Here is an 18,858-nt window from a genome sequence, read left to right as displayed (position 1 = left end):
CGAGGCTTCGCGCGGTTCGGGGACCTGAACGGTGCCGGAGAGGACCTTGAAGAGTACTGGTTTTCGGAAAACGACTGCATTCTGGATGCGGCCACCCTAGGGGAGGAGGTTGAAACCAGACCGCCGCTCGGAGCATTTCATACTGGCTATGTTCGTAAATTTTTGAAACTGCTTTCTCGTTTTATGGAGTTCCAGAAAGATGCGAATCCGCTATTCTTTCTCAATGCCAGCTGAGGAAACACCACAGGTTGCCGTCAGAGAAATGTCTGAAAACGTGACGTGGGGCATGACCAAATCGCCGATAGTGGTGTGATTGGTCGTCGCCTTGCTTCGGACCGCCGGAAAACCTCGTGCAATTGGCTGCATGGAGCGCAGAATGGGGCATACGACCCAGGTACCTGCTCCGGCTGACAGCGACGACGCAGAACCACCTGACCGCCATGCGGTCGCCCGGTCTTGCCCGCATGGCGCGCAGATATAGGGCATCAACATACCTGAAGCCGACGCAAGAAGCGGTAAGACCCCCATGACCAATCGGAGACAGAGACATGGCTGACACTTCCCTCGGGACCGCGGAACAGCTTCGCGATCCAAATTACACACCTGCCATTTACAAGGCGATCCCCTTGGGGATCCAGCACGTACTGGCAATGTTCGTTTCCAACGTGACGCCTGCTATCATCGTCGCGGGGGCCGCCGGTTTTGGCTTTGGCTCCAATTCTCCGGATTTTCCGGAGCTCTTGTATCTGATCCAGATGTCGATGCTGTTTGCCGGGATCGCGACCCTGCTGCAGACCATCACCATCGGGCCGGTAGGGGCAGCACTTCCGATTGTTCAGGGCACGTCTTTTGCCTTTATCCCGATCATGATCCCGCTGGTTGCAGGCAAAGGCGTTGACGGGTTGGCCGCGCTCTTTGGCGGCATTATCCTGGGTGGAATCTTCCACACCATCCTGGGTACGTTCATTGGCAAGATCCGCTTTGCCCTGCCACCTCTGGTCACCGGCCTCGTGGTCACGATGATCGGTCTTGCGCTGGTCAAGGTGGGCATCGAATACGCCGCCGGCGGCGTTCCGGCCAAAGCACGCAATCTGCCGGAATATGGCAGTATGCTGAATTGGTCCGCGGCATTTGTGGTGATCTTTGTCACGCTCGGGCTCAAGTTCTTTGCCCGTGGAATGCTGGCGGTGTCCGCTGTCCTTATCGGGATCATCGTGGGCTACATCTATACCCTGTTTACCGGCATGCTGACGTTCGAAGCCATTAGCGGCAGTTGGAATAATGCAGCAGCCTTTGCGCTGCCGCAGCCGCTGAAATACGGGTTCGAGTTCAGCGCCGCCGCCGTTATCGGGTTCTGTCTGATGGCATTCGTGTCGGCGGTCGAGACCGTAGGCGATGTCTCCGGGATCACCAAGGGTGGCGCGGGCCGTGAGGCGACCGACAAGGAGATCACAGGCGCAACCTATGCAGACGGGCTCGGATCGGCGCTTGCCGGTTTCTTCGGTGGCTTTCCCAACACCTCCTTCAGCCAGAATGTCGGTCTGATCGCCATGACCGGCGTGATGAGCCGCCATGTCGTCACCTTTGGTGCACTCTTCCTGATTTTCTGTGGCCTCGTACCAAAGGTCGGCGCATTGATCCGCACCATTCCGATCGAGGTCCTCGGTGGCGGCGTGATCGTGATGTTCGGGATGGTGGTTGCGGCGGGTATCTCGATGTTGTCCGACGTGAACTGGAACCGGCGCAACATGGTGATCTTTGCGGTGGCGATCTCCTTCGGGCTTGGCCTGCAACTGGAAGTCATGAACGTCGCTCCGGGATCGGCCAACGCCTTGCAGAACCTGCCAGATTCCATGCGCATACTGGGCGCCTCGGGCATCCTGCCGGCAGCTTTGATTGCGATCGTGCTGAACCTGATCCTGCCCGAAGAACTGGCCGATGAAGCGACCGAGGAAGTATCCGGCGGTATGGCCGGGCATGGCCGTGGATCGCTCGCAAATGACGACCACGTATGACGAACCGGGCCGGGGGCTAACTGGGCTCCCGGTCCGCCATCAGCGCGGCAGCATCCAGCATGCGCGCAGAAAAGCCCCATTCATTGTCATACCAGCCAAAGATCCGTGCCTGCCGGTCATTGACGATCCGGGTTTCCGGACCTGCGATGACAAGCGACTCGGGTCGCATGCGCAAGTCCGAAGAAACCAGAGGATGATCCGTCCAACCGAGCACAGGTTGCGCGCGAACCAGGTCCCGCAGGGCCTTGCCAAAGGTAGCGTTGGTCATCGACGTCTTCATCGTAAACACCAGATCCACCGCCGATACGCTGGCGGTCGGTACCCGAACCGCGGCGCCGCTGATGCGGCCTGCAAGATCGGGAAGCACCTCGTCGATCAATTGCGTTGCGCTCGACGTTGTCGGGACCATCGACAAAGCGCCGCCACGGCTGCGCGCCATGTCGCCGCGCGGGGCGTCGACCATCGGCTGGCTGTTGGTGTAGCAATGAATGGTGGTCATATGCGCGGTCTCGATCCCGCAAAGCCCGTGCAGCAAGCTGAGCAGCGGGGCAAGCGCATTTGTCGTACAGGAGGCGTTGGAGACGATGCGCGCGTCTCCGAGGCTGTTCTCGTTCGCACCCAGAACCACCGTCACTTCGGCCGCCGGCGAGGGACCGGAGATCAGAACGGATCGGGCACCCGCCTTCAATCCACGGCGCGCCACGTCGGTTTCCCGCGCAATTCCGGTACACTCCAGAACCACGTCCACCCCGGTCAGATCGAGCCGGGAAAGATCGGTCTGCTGGGTCAGCGGGATCCGGTGTCCGGCGACGGAAAGCATGTGGTCGCGCGCGGTCACCTCAAATGGCAGAGGGCCAAAGGTGCTGTCATACTGAAACAGGTAACCCAGCATGTCGGCAGGGGCGATGTCATTGATCAGCGCAATCTGCACGTTACCATGGTCCGGCAAGTTCAGGACTTGCCGTAGAATCGTGCGGCCAATACGGCCGAATCCGTTGATGGCAACGCGCATGATCAGGATATTGCAGGCAGAAGCAGAAAGCTCAACCTGTCGGGGGCTGCTGAGCGACGGGGCAGGCCATGTCGGCATGGTATTCTGCCGTTGTGTCCTGCCACAGCCTGCCAGGAACAACCTTGCATCCGGTGGCCAGTTCCAATGCTCTTACAGCCTGAGGGGTGCGAAGGGCGACGGGGCGGCCAAACGGGTTCAGGTTATTGTTGTCGCGCCACGCAACAAAGGCATTCGGGCGATCAGCGACACTCGAAACCGTCCATGTTCGCCCGAGGACCTCGACCTGTTTGCCATCTGGTTTGCCGGAGAGTTGGAATTCTGTGCAGCCCGCGAAGGCAAGCAACATGCCGAACAACAATCCGCTGAACACGCCGGTTTTCATAGGTCAGTCTCCACCCTTCGGTTGCAGGTCGCGGCCATCTGGACCAGAGGGTCCGCGCCCTGTGACAACTCTGGCGCAATCCGAGGACCGGGGCAACTGGCAGACTCTGATCAGCGTTTAGAGAGCCGCAGCGGCATCTGTCGGTTCACATCCTTGTAGAGCAGGTAGCGGAACGGGCCCGGTCCACCTGCATAACAGGCCTGCGGGCAAAAAGCGCGCAGCCACATGTAGTCGCCCGCTTCGACCTCGACCCAGTCCTGGTTAAGCCGGTAGACGGCCTTGCCTTCCAGCACGTAAAGCCCGTGTTCCATCACATGCGTCTCAAGAAACGGGATAACACCACCGGGCAGGAAGGTTACGACGGTCACATGCATGTCGTGGCGCATGTCGGTCGGATCGACAAAGCGTGTCGTCGCCCAGCGACCTTCGGTTCCGGGCATCTCGGTTGGGGAAACCTCCGAGTCGCTCGTCACAAGCGGTTCTGGCGCATCGATTCCGGGCGCAGCCTCATAGGCTTTGCGGATCCAGTGAAACCGCGCTGCGCCGCCCGCATGATTGCGCAGGGCCCAGTTGCATCCTGCAGGCAGGAACGCAAAGCCGCCGGCGTTCATCACGTGCTGTTCGCCGTCGATCGTCAGCGTCAGCGCGCCTTCGACGACAAAGATCACGCCCTCGGCTTCGGGGTCGCTTTCGGGGGTATCGCTGCCACCCCCTGCCGCGACTTCCATGATGTAATGCGAGAACGTTTCCGCAAATCCGGTCATCGGGCGGGCAATGACCCAAAGACGGGTCGCCGACCAATGCGGCAGAAAGCTGGTCGTGATGTCGCGCATCGTCCCTTTGGGGATCACCGCATAGGCCTCGGTGAACATGGCGCGGTCGGTCAAGAGCTGCTCTTGTGGCGGGTGCCCGCCGGTCGGGGCGAAGTACTTTGATTTGGGCATTCGGTTCCTCACTGAATGGCTTGGTACAGAATGCGGCAGGCGCAGCGTCAAACCAACCGCCGAAGCGCAAGTAGGATATATCGTCTTTTTTTGAAGATTGACCGATATATGCCAGTATTATCGTGGACACCGGCGCGGCGATTTTGGCAAGGTCGTCCAAGGTGTTGTATACCCTGCCTCAACCCAGGGATCAGAAAACAGGTCAAAGCAATCATGAGAAAAATAGTAAAACTGATCGTGGCGATCTCCATCGCAATGGCCGCACCCGTGGGGGGGATGGCAAAACCGCTCAGCATGATCCTCGCGGATTCCGGGTTGAGCCCGCAGGATTTTGACCTGCTCTCTGCCACCGAAAAGCAGCTCTACACACCAACGGTGAAGCCGACCGGCACCGAGCTTTCGTGGTCCAATCCCGAAACCGGGGCGCGAGGAGAGGTCAAGTTGGCAGCTGTGCGCGGTGATTGCGTCTTTGTCGAGCATTTCGTCTATCCCAAGGGCGCGACAGAACCAATCGAGCTAAAGCCGCAGATGTGCAAGGCCGCCGACGGGCGTTGGCTGCTTGCACCATAGGGGGTGGCCGTGTTCCGTATGATTGCGCGCTTTTTTGCTCTTGTCCTCGCTGTGCCGGCCATGGCGCAGACTCCTGAATGGCAGTTTCAAAGCTCTGATGACGGGTCGTTCTTTACCGGGTCAATCATAACCTCCGATGACAGGGATATGATGTTTCTATGTGGCGAGAGATCGCCGCAGGGGCTGACCGCGCTCCAGACCGGCAACATGGAGCCGGACATCACGCCGCGCGACAGCTTGCGGCTCTACATGAGCGACAAGCTGATCGGGCGTCATGATGGCGTGACGCAAGAGCGGCAAGACGTTCTGCTTGTCGCCGGGGCCACCGGGTACCGCCTGCCGGTGGTCATCTGGAACGAGCTGTTTTCGACATGGGAGGTCGATCTGCCTGCGACGGACCCGGCTTTTTCGATGATTGCCGAACAGGCGGATTTTGAAGTGCGCAGCAACGCGGGTTCGAGGGTCATCACCTCCATCGGGCTGCGCCGGGCACATGCCACGTTGACCGCGCATTGCCAGTCCATGTTCACCGCGATCGGTCAGCCATGGCATACGGTCGCCCCGGCGGCTGCGCCGCAGGTCTCGATGCGCCAGATTGCCGAGGCCGCGATACAATCGGGCTGTGGCGGTCCTGCGACCAAGGGGCCAAAGACCTTTCTCAGCGGCGAAATTGACGGGGACGGCACGGAAGACGTGGTCGTGTTCTGGGGCGAAATCACCTGCTCTGGCGGCTATCCGCGCCCGTACTGTGGGGCATCGATGTGTTCGGCACAGATTTTTGCCAGTGCGCGTCATGCCCGCGGAGAACGGCCGGAAGACCTGCTGGCGCAAGCGGTTTGGCTACAGCCTCTGAGCAACGGCAACATGGGTGTCGTGACCGTCGGATCGCTGGCAACCTGTCAGAACCGCCCCAATTGTGAATTCATCTGGTACTGGAACGGCCGCGAAATCGTACAGCTCAACTAGGTTGCAACGCTTTGGACGCGTGCCTGCACCTGATGAAACATATGGGTAAAGGTCGCCGCTCCGAGGATTGGGATCACCAGGTTGACCAGGGGTATCGACAACGGAATCGCCATCAGCGTGCCGGCCATCCAGATCGTCGTGCTGTATTGCGAGCGCAACTGTTTCGCGCGTGTACGGCCAACCCGGCGCATCGCTGCGAGCATGAAATATTCCCGCCCCAAGAGGAAGCCGTTCAGTGCCCAGAAAATGAACGGCGCCATCGGTGCGAACATGAGATAGAGCAACAGCGCGAGGACGTTCGCCCCGATCAGCACACCGAGAAAGTTCACCGTGTCGCGCAGCGCATCTCCGAACGGTACGCCGGGAACCTTGGGCAAACCGGGATAATGTTTGTCCTCAACCGCCTGCGCGACCTCGTCCAGAAACATCGAGGTGATCGCCGAAGCGACGGGAACCATGAGGAAGACCGACAAGAGCATCATCAGAAGGGCCGATGTCCAGCTGGCGAGATCGTTGAGCCAGGTCACCTCTCCGATGAACGGCAAAGACGCGTCGTCGCCCACCATCGCGCCGATCAGCCAGACAAACCCCGCGCTGGCCGCGATCAGCAGCAGGATGGTCAGCGCCAGGCCCAAAAGGAGAACCCGGCGAAAGCGCCGGTCGCCGAGTTGGCCAAGCGCAAGCGAAAACGACTGAAAGATCATGCGTCGCACCACTCTGTGATGCTGTCCAGATCGGGTCGAGGCCGCTCCGGAGGTGCCGACCGCTCGGTTCCGATGTGGATCAGTCCGGCGATAGACTCGTTCGCCGCCAGATGCAGCCCGTCTTCACAGAACCTGCGGTCATGGCTGACCCAGCCGCTCAGCCAGTTTGCGCCCCAGCCCGAGGCCAGCGCCGTATTCAAGAGCGCAAGGCAAACGGCTCCGGCGGAGTAGGTCTGTTCCACGGGTGGGATTTTCTCGGATGGCTTTTGTACTTCGATCACCGCCACAGCGAGGTGACCCTGATCAAACTGGTTACGCGCCTTTGCGATGTCCTCTGATGACTTGCCCAACGCAGCGCCGCGTGCTTCGGCCAGATCCGCAAGCCGCGCCATCGCGGCGCCCTCGATCACGATAAAGCGCCAGGGTTCCAGTTTGCCGTGGTCGGGGGTGCGCGCCGCAGCGGTCAGGATCGGGCGCAGTTCTTCATGGGTCGGAACAGGCGGCATCAGCGTCTTGGCCGGCCGTGACCTGCGGGACAACATGAACTCCAGTGCGGCGGAATTGGGATCGGGCATTTTCGGCACCTTGTCTTGCAAACTGCCTGACATGTCGGCCTTCACTCTCCGAGATTCAACCCAAAACCCGAAGGTTCCTTATCCGGATGGCGCGCGCAGGACCTCGGCTGCGTCGTTCACGATCTCGCGCAGGAAGGCATCGAACCGCGCAGACGGCTGGCGAACCGCAAAGGTTTCGGCCATCGGGTCAGGGGCGGTGATCGCGCTGCCCGAGAGTGCTTCAAGCGTGGCGTGACCACAGAAAGGCACATACATTTCGGAATACCCGCCTTCATGTACCAGCACCAGTTTTCCGTCGCAAAGGTTGCGCGCGGCGTCCTTGATTCGCACTGTCATCTGCCGAAAGGTATCCGCCGTCGCAAGCATGCGCGCGAGGGGATCACAGGCGGCAGCATCATATCCGCAGGCAACGATGATCATATCCGGCTGGAACGCGTCGAGTGCGGGGCGCACGATTTCGTCCATGACCGCGAGATAGGCGGTGTGTCCTGCCCCGGCGGGAAGAGGTACGTTCATGTTGCACCCCTGGCCTGCACCGCGCCCACGGTCGGTGATCGCGCCGGTATCGAGCGGGTAATTTCCCTCCTGATGAATGGAAATCGTCAGCACATCGTCGCGGTCATAGAAAATCGCTTCGGTCCCGTTGCCGTGGTGCACATCCCAATCCAGAACCGCGACCTTTCCCAGCCCGTGGCGCGCCTTGGCGGTTTCGATGGCGATGGCGATGTTTGCCAACAGGCAGAACCCGTTGGGAAAATCCGGCAAACAATGATGTCCCGGTGGGCGCGAAAGGGCGTAGGCATTGTCCAGCTTGCCAGTCAGAACCGAATCGACCGCCGCAATCGACAGACCTGCCGAGAGTGCTGCGATCTCGAACCCACCGGCGGCAAAGGGTGTGCGGCGGCCGAGTTCACCCCCGCCTGCATCCGACAGGCGTTTGAATTCACTCAGATAGGTTTCCGGGTGGACGCGCAACAGATCATCCCATTCGGCGGGCGCTGCCGTTTGCGCCGCGAGATCGCCGGTCAGCCCGGTCACGTCCATGAGATTCTTCAGCCGCCGCTTGGTTTCCGGGTTTTCCGGTAACCCACCAGCGACCTGTGGCTGGACCAGCCCGCCGACGGGCAGGGTAAACACATAGTTCCCGCCCGCATGCCAGAAACAGCGTTCGTCCCAGAAAAAGCCCGTTGCCATCCGATTGTTCCCCAACTTGCATCTGTCGCCAAATATCCCCGACATTCGCAAAAAGTCTATGGTGCATTCACGGCCAACCGGAGCAGACTGTGCACATGGCACGTCCCAAACTCAGCAACCTGCCCGATCTCTCTGATCTGGCCCGACCGGGCCAGCAGCTTACCGTGCGAGTCACGCCAAAGGCGGCCAGCACCCGCCTGTCGCGATCCGGTGACGACCTGCGCGCGGCAGTGACCGTGGCCCCGGAAAACGGCAAGGCAAACGCAGCCGTCCGGGTGCTGCTGGCCAGGGCGATGGGGGTTGCCATGTCGGACCTCACCCTGGTGAGAGGCCAGACATCGCGGATCAAGGTGTTTGCCTATTCGGGGCCGGGGACTTCGCGCAGCTGATAGACGCCCTCGGGCAGATCAAGCGCCGCCGCAAGATCGCGCAGCTGTTCGGGAGAAAGGGTGATTTTCTGCACCCGGTCCGTGCGCGGATCCAGTTGCTCGAGCGTGACGCATTCGGCAAAGCCGTTGATTGTGATATCTTCCTGAAGCGGTGTTTCGCCCTCGTCCACGAGGGTGATAACCGTGGCGTCGAATTCATGCTCAATCGTAAACATATCTGCACCCTGACGCGGCTTACGGGGGTTTGCAAGCACCCCGTGACAGAAGCTTGAACACGCGCCTCTGGCGGTGCAGGGCCGCTGTGATACTGTCGACCCACGATTTCCAACAGATCGTGACAAAGGAATGGCCCGATCATGCGCAGCACTGTCTTGTTATCCGTTATGGCCTTGCTTCTGGTCGCATGTGACGTGGCGATTCCGACTGCACAGCCACCCATGGAGCCAACGGAATGGGTGCTGACGCCCGAAGAGGCCGCGCGCAGTTTTACCGAGGTGGTTCGCGCAGTAGAGCCTGTGGCCGAACGCGAATGTCGCCGACGCGGCACGGTTGCCAATTGCGATTTCCTGATTGCCGTCGATCCGAACCCGCGGGCCCAGCCAAATGCGTTCCAGAGTCAGGATGCGCAGGGCAGGCCGGTCTTGACTTTTACCGCCTCGCTGATCGGCAGTGTCCACAACGCCGACGAAATGGCCTTTGTCATGGGGCACGAAGCCGCGCATCATATCGCCAACCACCTTGACCGCCAGCGTCGGAATTCAGCGGATGCGGCCGAAATCTTTGGCGGTCTCGCGACGCTGACCGGTGGCGGAACCGGAGACGTCGAGCGCGCAAAGGAAATCGGCGCCGTCGTGGGCGCACGGACATACGCCAAGGAATTCGAACTGGAAGCAGATGAACTTGGCACGGTCATAACCTGGCACGCAGGCTATGATCCGTTGATCGGGGCCCTGTTCTTTACCCGTATCCCTGATCCCGGTGACAAGTTCCTGGGCACTCATCCACCCAACAAGGCCCGGATGGATACCGTTGCGCAAACTGTGCGTTCATTGGGTGGCTAGTGGTGCGGGTCAGAAACCGTCCGTAACCGTTGGAATTGCAGTGCAAACCTGTCAGTACAGGCACGGCATCAAACTCTTGGAAACGGATCATAGCCGGACGTGCAGATTTTCGACGGAATCTTGACCGATCGCGGCAGTAAATACGCTGTCTCGGGTGGCCCGGTTGCAAGCCGCGCTGCGGCACAGAATTTTGTAAAGACCCTGTGCAAGGACAGGAAGTTCGCCAAGGCCACCCATAACACGTGGGGCGTGGTGCTGGAGGGCGAAGGGCCGGTCAAGAATGACGACGGCGAAAGCGGTGCGGGAATGGTGATCCTGCGCATGCTGGAGCGCGCAGACCTGCGCAATCACATCGTGGTCGTCACCCGTTGGTATGGCGGCAAGAAGCTGGGTGGAGACAGGTTCCGGCGGGTTCAGGAGTCCGTGCGCCACTATCTCGCAAATCGCGATGATGTTGCCTGATCCGCAGCGTGGCAGAGCAATCCGCTAGTCGGGGAGTTTTGAATGTGTCCCGTCACAGAGCGGTGTGTTGGCGCTTTGCTTGCAGCCGCAAAAGAAGACCTTCTTGTCTGCCTCTGCCGTGAATTTCACGGGCGCGAAAGCCGTTTCCTTGTGGCTGCCATCGCAGAACGGCTGCTTTGCCGAGCGGCCGCAGGCGCACCAGAAATAGGTTTTTCCCTCGGTGACTTCGATCGGAAAGGGGGCCTTCTGGGCGATGACGGGGGCGTCGGACATGGCTGGGTCTCCCTGGCTGATGTCCGGGCAGGATAACGTGCGACGCCCGTCAGGCAACACAAATACGCAGGTGGCGGAACTGATGTGCGTTCGGCTTACCGGGCGTGTCGTCCCCACAGATCATATTCGCCGGCTTCGTCCACGGTGACCGGGACGATATCGCCGGGTTTCAATGTCTGAAACTCTTCGTCGATATACAGGTTTCCGTCGATCTCGGGGGCATCGGACATGGTGCGGCAGGTGGCGGCGTCGTTGTCGACCTCGTCCACTATGACCTGAAGCGTTTGGCCAACCTTTGCGGCAAGCTTTGCTTCGGAGATCGCCTGCGCCTTTTCCATGAAGCGGTTCCAGCGATCCTGCTTTGCATCATCTGGCACATGGTCGGGCAAGGCGTTGCTGCGCGCGCCGGCAACGTTTTCATACTGAAAGCAACCGACGCGGTCGAGCTGCGCCTCGTCCATCCAGTCGAGCAAGGTCTGGAACTCCGCCTCTGTCTCGCCCGGATAGCCCACGATGAACGTGCTGCGCAGGGTGATGTCTGGGCAGATGCTGCGCCACGCCGCGATTTCATCGAGCGTGCGGCTGGCGGCCGCGGGGCGCGCCATACGTCTGAGCGTGTCGGGATGGGCATGTTGGAACGGGATGTCGAGATAGGGCAGTATCCCGTTTTGCGGATCCGCCATCATCGGGATCAGATCGCGCACGAACGGATAGGGATAGACGTAGTGCAGCCGCACCCATGCCCCGAGTCTGCCCAGATCGCGTGCCAGCGGAATGATCGGGTGTTTGTGCTCGCGGTCTCGGATGTCGGTGCCATAGGCGGAGGTGTCTTGCGAGATTACCAGCAATTCACGCACCCCGTTTTCCACCAGCTTTTCCGCCTCGCGCAGCACCGCACGGGCCGGGCGACTGGCCAGTTTCCCGCGCATGTCCGGGATGATGCAGAACTTGCACTTGTGATTGCAACCTTCTGAAATCTTGAGATAACTGTAGTGGCGCGGGGTCAACGAGACACCGCTGGCGGGCAGCAGATCGACAAAGGGATCGGGATCCGGCGGCACCGCGACATGGACCGCATCAAGCACCTGTTCGTATTGATGTGGCCCGGTGACGGCCAGAATCCGCGGATGATGCTCGCGGATGTAGTCCGGCTCTGCGCCAAGACAGCCGGTAACGATGACCCGTCCGTTTTCGGCGAGGGCTTCGCCAATCGCTTCCAGGCTTTCGGCCTTGGCGCTGTCAAGAAAGCCGCAGGTGTTGACGATCACCGCATCCGCCCCTGCATAGTCGGGCGAAATGCCATACCCCTCCGCGCGCAACCGGGTCAGGATGCGTTCGCTATCCACCAGCGCCTTTGGGCAGCCAAGACTGACCATGCCAACAGTCGGTTGGCCGGGGCGTGGCGCGTCGGTCAAACGCGTTCGTGGGGCGAGGTCGGGGCGCAGGTCGGGCGGATTGGTGCTCATCCTCGTGCATATAGAGACGAGGCGCTGCAATGCCCAGCCCTGATGATTGCGTCGCGCGACGCCGGTGTTAGACTCGCGACAGGTGTCGGAGGGTAGCAGTATGCGGTGGATGTTTCGGATAGCGGGTGCGCTCGTTGTGGCGGTTGTGGTCGTGGTGATCGGGTTGCTGTTACTGCCCCATGATCGCATCGTGCGGATCGCGACCGAACAGGTCGAAGCGCGGACGGGCCGGGATATGACCGTTTCGGGCGACGTATCGCTGTCGTTCTGGCCTGTGCTGGGAGTGAACACGGGTCCGGTGACGCTGGGCAACGCCGATTGGGCCGGAGCCGAACCGATGCTGAGCGCAAGCGGCCTGTCGATCGGAGTATCTGCGGTTGAATTGCTGATCGGGTCGATTCGGGTGACGGGCATTGTCGCAGAAGACCCGGTCTTGCGGCTTCAGACGGGTGCGGGCGGGCGCGCGAACTGGGTCTTTGAAGAGGCCCCGACGGAAACGAGCGTCGCCGCGACAGACGGTGCCGCGCCGGAAACGAGCCAGGATCGGGCCATCGCACTTGATCTCTTGGAAGTCAGAAACGGCACGCTGATCTACCGCGAGGCGGATGCGGCACCCATCACCTTTTCCGGCGTGGATCTGGAGCTGAAATGGCCCGATCCCTCGGGGCCGGCGAAACTCGCGGCAACCGTCAGGCCAGCCAGCGTTCCAATAGACATAAAGGCCGAGTTCGCGAGCCCGGGCACCCTGATCGGCGGCGCGGTATCGCCGGTCGCCTTGCAGGTCGAATTGCCGTCCGGCACCTTGGATTTTGACGGGCGCGCCAATCTCTCGGGGGAATTGGCCGGTCGCCTTGATATGACGAGCAAGGACATCGGCAAGAGCACGTCGGCGCTCGGTCTGTCGGCCATCGTGCTTCCGGCGGGATGGGGGCCAGCCGTGCGGCTGTTGGCGGATATGACCTATACTGCGGACGGTCGTCTTTCGATGCGCGAGATGCGCAGCGAATTGGGCGAGAACCGGTTGAACGGCGTCGTGGATGTGATGTTGGCTGACGTGCCGCAGATCACGGCGAAGCTGTCGGCCGGTGTCTTGACCTTTCCTGCATCCGCAGGCGCGGGCACGACGCGCGGCACTGGAGAGACCGCCGCAGCACCTGGCGTTGCAGATGACGGATGGTCGCGTAAGCCGATTGATGCGAGCGCCTTGGGGTTTGTGAACGGGTCGGTTCGTGTGGCCGCGGAGGGCATCAAGACGCCCGACCTGACCGTTGGCCCGGTGCAATTGCGGGTGGAGGTGGACCGGTCGCGCGCCGTGCTGCATCTGGAGGATGTTTCGGTGTTTGATGGCCGGGTGACCGGCCGGTTGGTCGCGAACAACCGCAATGGGCTGTCGGTGGGTGGTGCCCTGTCGGCGGCGGATATCGACCTTCAGCAGGTCCAGCGCGATCTGCTCGGTATGGAACGTGTGCAGGGCAAGGCAGCCGGCGAGTTGGAATTTCTCGGGGTGGGCAATTCCGTCGATGCGATCATGCGGTCACTGGCCGGCAAGGGCGGTCTGAGCATGGGCCGGGGCGTGATCCTGGGTCTGGATCTCGATCGGCTGATGCGCGGTGATGCTGCCAACGGCGGAACCACGGTCTTCGACAGTCTGGCTGCCAGCTTTGTGATGCGCGAGGGCAGCGCCTTCAACGACAATTTGCTCCTGCAGCTCAGCAACTATCGCGCTGATGGCGAGGGACGCATCGGGCTGGGCGCGCGCGATATTGACTATACATTCACGCCGGTCGCCCTGCGCGCGCGATCGGGGCAGGGGATATCGCTGCCGATCCGGATCAAGGGGCCTTGGGGCGCGCCCCGCATCTGGCCGGATCTCGAAGCCGCTGCCAAGGCCAATGCCGACGCCAAGCTCGAGGAAATCGAAAATGAGGCCAAGACCAAGCTGCAACAGAAGCTGGCGGAAGAACTGGATGTCCAGATTGAACAGGGGCAGGATGCCGAAGAGGTCCTGAAAGACAAGTTGGAGGACGAGGTGAAGGATCAGTTGTTCAAGCTGCTGGGCCGGAACTGAGCGAGATCGCGAACACCCCGCGACCTGACATTAATGCCGCCGGCGGGGTCTCAGCTGCTTTCAAGGGGGTCAGATCGTCTGATCGTAGTCACCAACCGATGGCTCGGTACGGATCACGGCGTCAAGATCGGCAAAGATCGCGCGCAGTTCTGTTTCGCTCTCCGGGCTTTCGCAGACCACGACAAGGTTGGGCGTATTGGAGGACGCCCGCACGAGTCCCCAGGCCCCGTTGTCGAGGATCAGGCGTGCACCATTGACCGTGACCACAGTGTCGATTCTGCGGCCGGCAATGGGGGTCCCTGCATCGGCCATCTCGGTGAGTTTGGCGACGATCCGGTCCAGCACGGCATATTTTTCAAGATCTGGACAGAAGGGCGACAGTGTTGGAGTCGAAAAGGTCTGTGGCAACGCCTTGCGAAGGTCGGACATGGATTTGTCCGGATTGCGATCCATCAGCTTGCAGATTTCCACCGCGACCCGCATGCCACAGTCATAGCCCCGCCCGATGGGTTCGGCGAGAAAGTAATGGCCTGATTTTTCGAAACCCGCCAGCGCGCCGAGTTCCTTGACCCGTCGTTTCATGTGGGAATGGCCGGTCTTCCAGTAATCGGCCTTGATGCCATGTTTCTGCAATTCGGGATCGGACGCAAACAGGCCGGTGGACTTCACATCGGCCACGATTGTCGAACCGGGGTAGAGCCGGGCAAGATCACGGGCCATGATGACCCCGACCTTGTCGGCAAAGATCTCTTCACCTTCGTCATCCACCACACCGCAGCGGTCACCATCCCCATCAAAGCCGAGCGCGAAATCCGCACCCGACGCTTTGACCGTGTCGGCCATGTCATGCAGCATTTCCATCGCTTCGGGGTTGGGGTTGTAGTGCGGGAAAGTATAATCGAGCCGATTGTGGCTGGGTACGACCTCGACGCCGAGACGTTCAAACAGGTCGGGAGCAAAGGCGCTGGCTGTGCCATTGCCGGTGGCGCATACCACCTTGAGCGGGCGGGACATGCGGAAATCGCCCACGAGATCGTCCAGATAGGCTTCGCGGATACCCGCGACGAATTCATAGGCGCCGCCGGGCCTTGCCTCTCCCAGACCGTTCAGCACGATATCGCGCAGTTCGGCCATTTCGTCCGGTCCGTGGGTCAGGGGGCGCTCAAAGCCCATCTTGACGCCGGTCCAACCGTTCGGGTTGTGACTGGCGGTGACCATTGCAACGGCTGGCACATCCAGATGAAACTGGCTGAAATAGGCCATCGGTGATAGCGCCGGGCCGATATCCTTGACGTGGATGCCGGCCTGCATCAAGCCGAGGATCAACGCGTTCTTGATGCTCAGCGAATAGTCACGATAGTCGTTTGCCACTGCGATTTCAGGCTTGATACCGCGCTTTTGCATCTGGGTCCCAAGACCAAGCCCAAGTGCAGTCATACCCGGCAGGTTGATCTCGTCGGGGTATTTCCAACGGGCATCATACTCGCGAAACCCCGTGGGCGCGATCATCGGGTCGCGTAGAAATTCCCAGGTGTTCGGTGTCACCGTGGCGGCGGGTTTTGTCATGAAACTATTCCGGATGAAGGTTCAAATTGTTACCGGGTTTGCCTTAGCAATCCTGTCTAGCTGCATCAACGTGTCAATCAGCGCAGGCATCTGGTCGAGGTGGATCATGTTGGGGCCGTCGCTCGGCGCGCTGTCGGGATCCTCATGGGTTTCGATGAATATGGCGGCGACGCCGATGGCGGCCGCGGCGCGGGCCATGACGGGCGCGAATTCCCGCTGCCCTCCGGAACTGCCGCCGCGCCCACCGGGCTGCTGGACGCTGTGGGTGGCGTCCATCACCACGGGGTAGCCCGTCTGCGCCATGATCGGCAGGCTGCGCATGTCTGCCACGAGTGTGTTGTAGCCAAAGGAAGCGCCGCGTTCGGTCAGCAGGATCCGCTTGTTGCCGGTGCTCTCGATTTTGGCGACGACATTTGCCATGTCCCACGGAGCGAGGAATTGTCCCTTTTTGACGTTGATCGCGGCACCGGTGTTCCCGGCGGCCAGCAGCATGTCGGTCTGTCGGCAGAGAAAGGCCGGGATCTGCAGGATATCCGCGGCGGCGGCGGCGGGCGCGCATTGTGCTTCGTTGTGAACATCGGTCAGCACCGGCACACCGATCGCCGTCTTGATATCTGCCAGCACCTTGAGGCCCGCATCAATGCCCAGACCGCGTTTGCCTGCGAGGCTCGTGCGGTTGGCCTTGTCATAGCTGGCCTTGAACACATACTGCGCGCCAACAGCATCGCAGGCCTCTTTCATGGTGCCGGCAATCATCTGCGCGTGGTCCGCACTTTCGAGCTGGCAGGGGCCGGCGATGATCGTCAACGGGCAATCGGTGCCAACTGTCAGTCCGGCAATGTCTATCTGGGTCATGGTTAGGATGTTACCTGTTCGCGCAAGATCGATGCGGTGAGTGATATCATCAGATAGATGCCCGAGAATATCAGGAATGCAAGCAGCGTGTTTTCGAACCCACGGGGATAGCTTGGCTCCTGGCTGGGCACAGGATCGACCGAGACGGTCAGATACCGTACCTGCCGGTTGGCTTCCATGCGGGTCTGTTCTACCTGTTGCAAGGCCGATTGCAGCATCATGTCACGAGCGGCCAGATCGGCCTGGGCCATCTGGATATTAACCGAAAGCTGTGCGAGCGAGTTTTCGCCCTTGGAGGCATCAATCATGCGAGCGTTGAGCGAGGCGAGCAGGTTTTCAAGCCGTCGGATGTCGCCGCTGGCTCCGTCAACCTTGGCCTGGTTGGGTCGGGAGTTGTCCATCAGGGCGGCCAGTTGTAGCTGTTTTTCCTGCAACTGGATTTCGACGTTGTTGATCTGGCCACGCAGGCTCGCAATGACGCCTTCGGGATCGAGCAGCGCACCCTGTTGTTGCAACTGGACCAGCGCCTCCTGTGCCTTGCGCCTTTCGTCCTGGGCATTCTCGAACCCCTGCACGGCATCGTCCATCTGATCGCCGCGCTTTTGCTGCGACAGATTGTTGACGCGGTTTTCGGCATAGGAAATCAGGCGGGTGGAAAAATCGGTGCTGACGATCGGGTCAGGCGCCGACACCTCCATCCGGATCACACCTTCGGTCGGATCATACCCGATCTTCACGTATTTCTTGTAGGTCCGATAGGCTTCTTCATTGGTGGCATTGGGGCTTAGCCGCTGGATCGGATCTATCCAATCCTGATTGAAGCGTTCCTTGAACCCCATGTCTCGGTCCAGGCGCAGCATCGCATCCTTGGATTGCAAGTAGGATTGCACCGCGATCGAATCCTGGCTGGTTGCAAACTGGGTGCCGGACAGCAGTCCACCAAGTCCCGAACCGCCGGCATTGTCTGCTTTCAGGATCAGGAATTCGGACTTTGACGAATACATCGGCGTGGCATATTTGAAATAGTACAAGCCCGCGAGGAGCGTCGGCAGCAACACAAAGAAGCTCAACCGCGTCAACAAGAACATCAGCTTGCGTCGCCGCCGCCGCATCATGTCGCGCTGAATCTTGCCGATCTCGTGATTGCGGCGCTCAGCCGGGCTCAGTTCGACCGAGGGCAGCGAAGGATGATCGTCGGGCACCGTTTGCGGAAGCTGCACGCGTGGCGCGTTGGCATTCGCCCGGGCGTCTTCCGCCTTGGGCACAACGAGTTCAAGCATGTTCGAGCGCTTGAATGGATCTATTCCGTTCTGGCGTAACAGGCGCACCGCGTCAAAGTCAGATGACGCGGACAGGTTGTTCTTCTGTGCGACACGACGTGCCATGCGGAGCTGCCGTCCGGTCAGACCTTCTGTCTTGATCGCGTCTATTTCCGCCTCGGCAGTGGTTGGCGGCACCTCGCCGTTCTCGGTCGTGGGATCTTCGGCAGCGTCATTGGCCGCCGCCTCCGCGAGATCGGGCGGCGGCAGATCATCGGGGCTGACCTGATCGGGGCCCGCAGCATCGGCAGCGCTCCGCCGAATGCGGAATTTGCTAGCCTTGGGTTTCGTAGTCATAAAGCTGTTTCGCCTCTTCCAAGGTTTCGAACATATGCAGGCGCCCGTCCATGAGTACGGCAGCCGAGCGCGCGAATTGTTCCAGGATTGCCGGTTGGTGCGATACGATGATGATCGTCGTGGTTGCCAGTCGCTCCTGCAGGATCGCGCCGGCCTTCTTGTTGAAATCTACATCGGTGCTGCCCGGCATGCCCTCGTCGATCAGGTACATGTCGAAATCCAGCGCCAGCATCAGCGCAAACGACAGGCGCGCTCGCATCCCGGAAGAATATGTTCCCAGGGGTTGCTCAAAATACTCTCCCAGATTGCAAAGCCAGCGACAGTAGGATTCGACGTAATCCGGATCAATCCCATAGATTTTGGCAATGTAACGACAGTTCTCCATTGCCGACACTCTTTTCTCGACCCCCCCCATGAAACCAAGCGGAAAGGACACCCTGCACCCGCGCCGGATTTCGCCTTCATCCGGTTTTTCCAGCCCGGCCATCATGTTGATCAACGTCGTCTTGCCGGTGCCATTCGGCGCCAGTATGCCGAGCGAATTTCCGAGATCGACGCGAAACGACGCCTGGTCCAGAATCACCTTGCGACGGGTGCCTGTCCAGAAAGACTTGCTGACATTGTCGAACTCTAGCATCGGTTTCTTGTTGTTTGCAGCGACGTTCGCCCGATGTCGCCTGGAGTTTTTGCCTGTGATCCTCTCGGTATCAGAGGAATGTTAACGATATATATGTGCGAGT

General features: G+C 60.4%; 20 protein-coding genes. 7 read left to right on the top strand and 13 right to left on the bottom strand.

Annotated features, from left to right (window positions below; all coding sequences use genetic code 11):
* Nucleotides 1-548: 548 nt before the first annotated feature.
* Nucleotides 549-2,015 (top strand): uracil-xanthine permease family protein, encoded by a 1,467-nt coding sequence (locus tag QO231_RS14545; protein ID WP_316777733.1) that lies wholly within the window; start codon nucleotides 549-551, stop codon nucleotides 2,013-2,015.
* A gap of 16 nt (nucleotides 2,016-2,031) precedes the next feature.
* Here QO231_RS14545 and QO231_RS14540 read toward each other — a convergent pair whose 3' ends face one another.
* The 3 genes from QO231_RS14540 to QO231_RS14530 all read right to left on the bottom strand — a co-directional run bounded on the left by QO231_RS14540 (nucleotide 2,032) and on the right by QO231_RS14530 (nucleotide 4,353).
* Nucleotides 2,032-3,027, bottom strand: coding sequence for a type I glyceraldehyde-3-phosphate dehydrogenase (locus QO231_RS14540; RefSeq protein ID WP_316777784.1), 996 nt, complete (start codon nucleotides 3,025-3,027; stop codon nucleotides 2,032-2,034).
* A gap of 31 nt (nucleotides 3,028-3,058) precedes the next feature.
* The gene (locus tag QO231_RS14535) at nucleotides 3,059-3,409 is read right to left on the bottom strand and encodes a hypothetical protein (RefSeq protein ID WP_316777731.1); all 351 of its coding nucleotides are present in this window, start codon (nucleotides 3,407-3,409) and stop codon (nucleotides 3,059-3,061) included.
* Between the two features lie 110 nt (nucleotides 3,410-3,519).
* Nucleotides 3,520-4,353 (bottom strand): bifunctional allantoicase/(S)-ureidoglycine aminohydrolase, encoded by an 834-nt coding sequence (locus QO231_RS14530; RefSeq protein WP_316777729.1) that lies wholly within the window; start codon nucleotides 4,351-4,353, stop codon nucleotides 3,520-3,522.
* A 213-nt stretch (nucleotides 4,354-4,566) separates the two neighbouring features.
* Between QO231_RS14530 and QO231_RS14525 the strand changes: the two genes are divergently transcribed.
* Both QO231_RS14525 and QO231_RS14520 read left to right on the top strand, forming a co-directional pair.
* The gene (locus QO231_RS14525) at nucleotides 4,567-4,923 is read left to right on the top strand and encodes a hypothetical protein (RefSeq protein ID WP_316777725.1); all 357 of its coding nucleotides are present in this window, start codon (nucleotides 4,567-4,569) and stop codon (nucleotides 4,921-4,923) included.
* 9 nt (nucleotides 4,924-4,932) lie between these two features.
* Entirely contained in the window at nucleotides 4,933-5,889 is a 957-nt protein-coding gene (locus QO231_RS14520) for a hypothetical protein (protein ID WP_316777722.1), read from the top strand.
* Here the strand turns inward: QO231_RS14520 and QO231_RS14515 are convergent.
* From QO231_RS14515 to QO231_RS14505, 3 genes are all read right to left on the bottom strand, one after another.
* The gene (locus QO231_RS14515) at nucleotides 5,886-6,593 is read right to left on the bottom strand and encodes an EI24 domain-containing protein (RefSeq protein WP_316777719.1); all 708 of its coding nucleotides are present in this window, start codon (nucleotides 6,591-6,593) and stop codon (nucleotides 5,886-5,888) included. The genes QO231_RS14520 and QO231_RS14515 overlap by 4 nt on opposite strands.
* Nucleotides 6,590-7,168: a nitroreductase family protein gene (locus QO231_RS14510; protein ID WP_316777716.1), complete on the bottom strand. Its 579-nt coding sequence runs from the start codon at nucleotides 7,166-7,168 to the stop codon at nucleotides 6,590-6,592. Before QO231_RS14510 ends, QO231_RS14515 begins: the two co-directional genes overlap by 4 nt.
* A gap of 78 nt (nucleotides 7,169-7,246) precedes the next feature.
* On the bottom strand, nucleotides 7,247-8,362 hold the full coding sequence (locus QO231_RS14505) for a class II histone deacetylase (RefSeq protein WP_316777713.1): 1,116 nt from the start codon (nucleotides 8,360-8,362) through the stop codon (nucleotides 7,247-7,249).
* 95 nt (nucleotides 8,363-8,457) lie between these two features.
* Here QO231_RS14505 and QO231_RS14500 point away from each other — a divergent pair, with 95 nt between their 5' ends.
* Nucleotides 8,458-8,751, top strand: a complete 294-nt coding sequence (locus tag QO231_RS14500) for a DUF167 domain-containing protein (RefSeq protein ID WP_316777711.1) — start codon at nucleotides 8,458-8,460, stop codon at nucleotides 8,749-8,751.
* Here the strand turns inward: QO231_RS14500 and QO231_RS14495 are convergent.
* Nucleotides 8,721-8,966: a hypothetical protein gene (locus QO231_RS14495; protein ID WP_316777708.1), complete on the bottom strand. Its 246-nt coding sequence runs from the start codon at nucleotides 8,964-8,966 to the stop codon at nucleotides 8,721-8,723. The genes QO231_RS14500 and QO231_RS14495 overlap by 31 nt on opposite strands.
* A gap of 141 nt (nucleotides 8,967-9,107) precedes the next feature.
* Here QO231_RS14495 and QO231_RS14490 point away from each other — a divergent pair, with 141 nt between their 5' ends.
* Both QO231_RS14490 and QO231_RS14485 read left to right on the top strand, forming a co-directional pair.
* Nucleotides 9,108-9,812 carry a M48 family metalloprotease gene (locus QO231_RS14490; protein ID WP_316777706.1) on the top strand — a complete coding sequence of 235 codons (705 nt, stop codon included), beginning with the start codon at nucleotides 9,108-9,110 and terminating at the stop codon, nucleotides 9,810-9,812.
* A gap of 99 nt (nucleotides 9,813-9,911) precedes the next feature.
* Nucleotides 9,912-10,274 carry a YigZ family protein gene (locus QO231_RS14485; protein WP_316777704.1) on the top strand — a complete coding sequence of 121 codons (363 nt, stop codon included), beginning with the start codon at nucleotides 9,912-9,914 and terminating at the stop codon, nucleotides 10,272-10,274.
* A gap of 24 nt (nucleotides 10,275-10,298) precedes the next feature.
* Here the strand turns inward: QO231_RS14485 and QO231_RS14480 are convergent, their stop codons facing one another.
* Both QO231_RS14480 and rimO read right to left on the bottom strand, forming a co-directional pair.
* A complete protein-coding gene (locus QO231_RS14480; protein WP_316777702.1) occupies nucleotides 10,299-10,547 on the bottom strand; it encodes a CDGSH iron-sulfur domain-containing protein in 249 nt (82 codons plus the stop codon).
* A 95-nt stretch (nucleotides 10,548-10,642) separates the two neighbouring features.
* Complete coding sequence (gene rimO, locus QO231_RS14475) at nucleotides 10,643-12,013, bottom strand: 30S ribosomal protein S12 methylthiotransferase RimO (protein ID WP_316777699.1); 1,371 nt, start codon at nucleotides 12,011-12,013, stop codon at nucleotides 10,643-10,645.
* A gap of 100 nt (nucleotides 12,014-12,113) precedes the next feature.
* On the opposite strand from rimO, the gene QO231_RS14470 reads away from it, so the two are divergent.
* Entirely contained in the window at nucleotides 12,114-14,081 is a 1,968-nt protein-coding gene (locus tag QO231_RS14470; protein WP_316777697.1) for an AsmA family protein, read from the top strand.
* Between the two features lie 69 nt (nucleotides 14,082-14,150).
* Here the strand turns inward: QO231_RS14470 and QO231_RS14465 are convergent, their stop codons facing one another.
* Genes QO231_RS14465 through QO231_RS14450 form a run of 4 tightly spaced genes read right to left on the bottom strand, consistent with a single transcriptional unit; the run spans nucleotide 14,151 to nucleotide 18,755 of the window.
* Complete coding sequence (locus QO231_RS14465) at nucleotides 14,151-15,647, bottom strand: phosphomannomutase/phosphoglucomutase (protein WP_316777696.1); 1,497 nt, start codon at nucleotides 15,645-15,647, stop codon at nucleotides 14,151-14,153.
* A gap of 21 nt (nucleotides 15,648-15,668) precedes the next feature.
* Nucleotides 15,669-16,502, bottom strand: coding sequence for a 3-deoxy-8-phosphooctulonate synthase (gene kdsA, locus QO231_RS14460; RefSeq protein ID WP_316777695.1), 834 nt, complete (start codon nucleotides 16,500-16,502; stop codon nucleotides 15,669-15,671).
* A gap of 2 nt (nucleotides 16,503-16,504) precedes the next feature.
* Nucleotides 16,505-18,118: a capsule biosynthesis protein gene (locus QO231_RS14455; protein ID WP_316777694.1), complete on the bottom strand. Its 1,614-nt coding sequence runs from the start codon at nucleotides 18,116-18,118 to the stop codon at nucleotides 16,505-16,507.
* Entirely contained in the window at nucleotides 18,096-18,755 is a 660-nt protein-coding gene (locus QO231_RS14450) for an ABC transporter ATP-binding protein (protein ID WP_316777693.1), read from the bottom strand. The genes QO231_RS14455 and QO231_RS14450 overlap by 23 nt, the downstream gene beginning before the upstream one ends.
* Nucleotides 18,756-18,858 lie beyond the last annotated feature (103 nt).

The sequence above is a fragment of the Sedimentitalea todarodis genome (assembly GCF_032595355.1).
Classification (GTDB): Bacteria; Pseudomonadota; Alphaproteobacteria; order Rhodobacterales; family Rhodobacteraceae; genus Sedimentitalea; species Sedimentitalea todarodis.
This window is presented reverse-complemented; position numbering and strand designations above follow the sequence as displayed.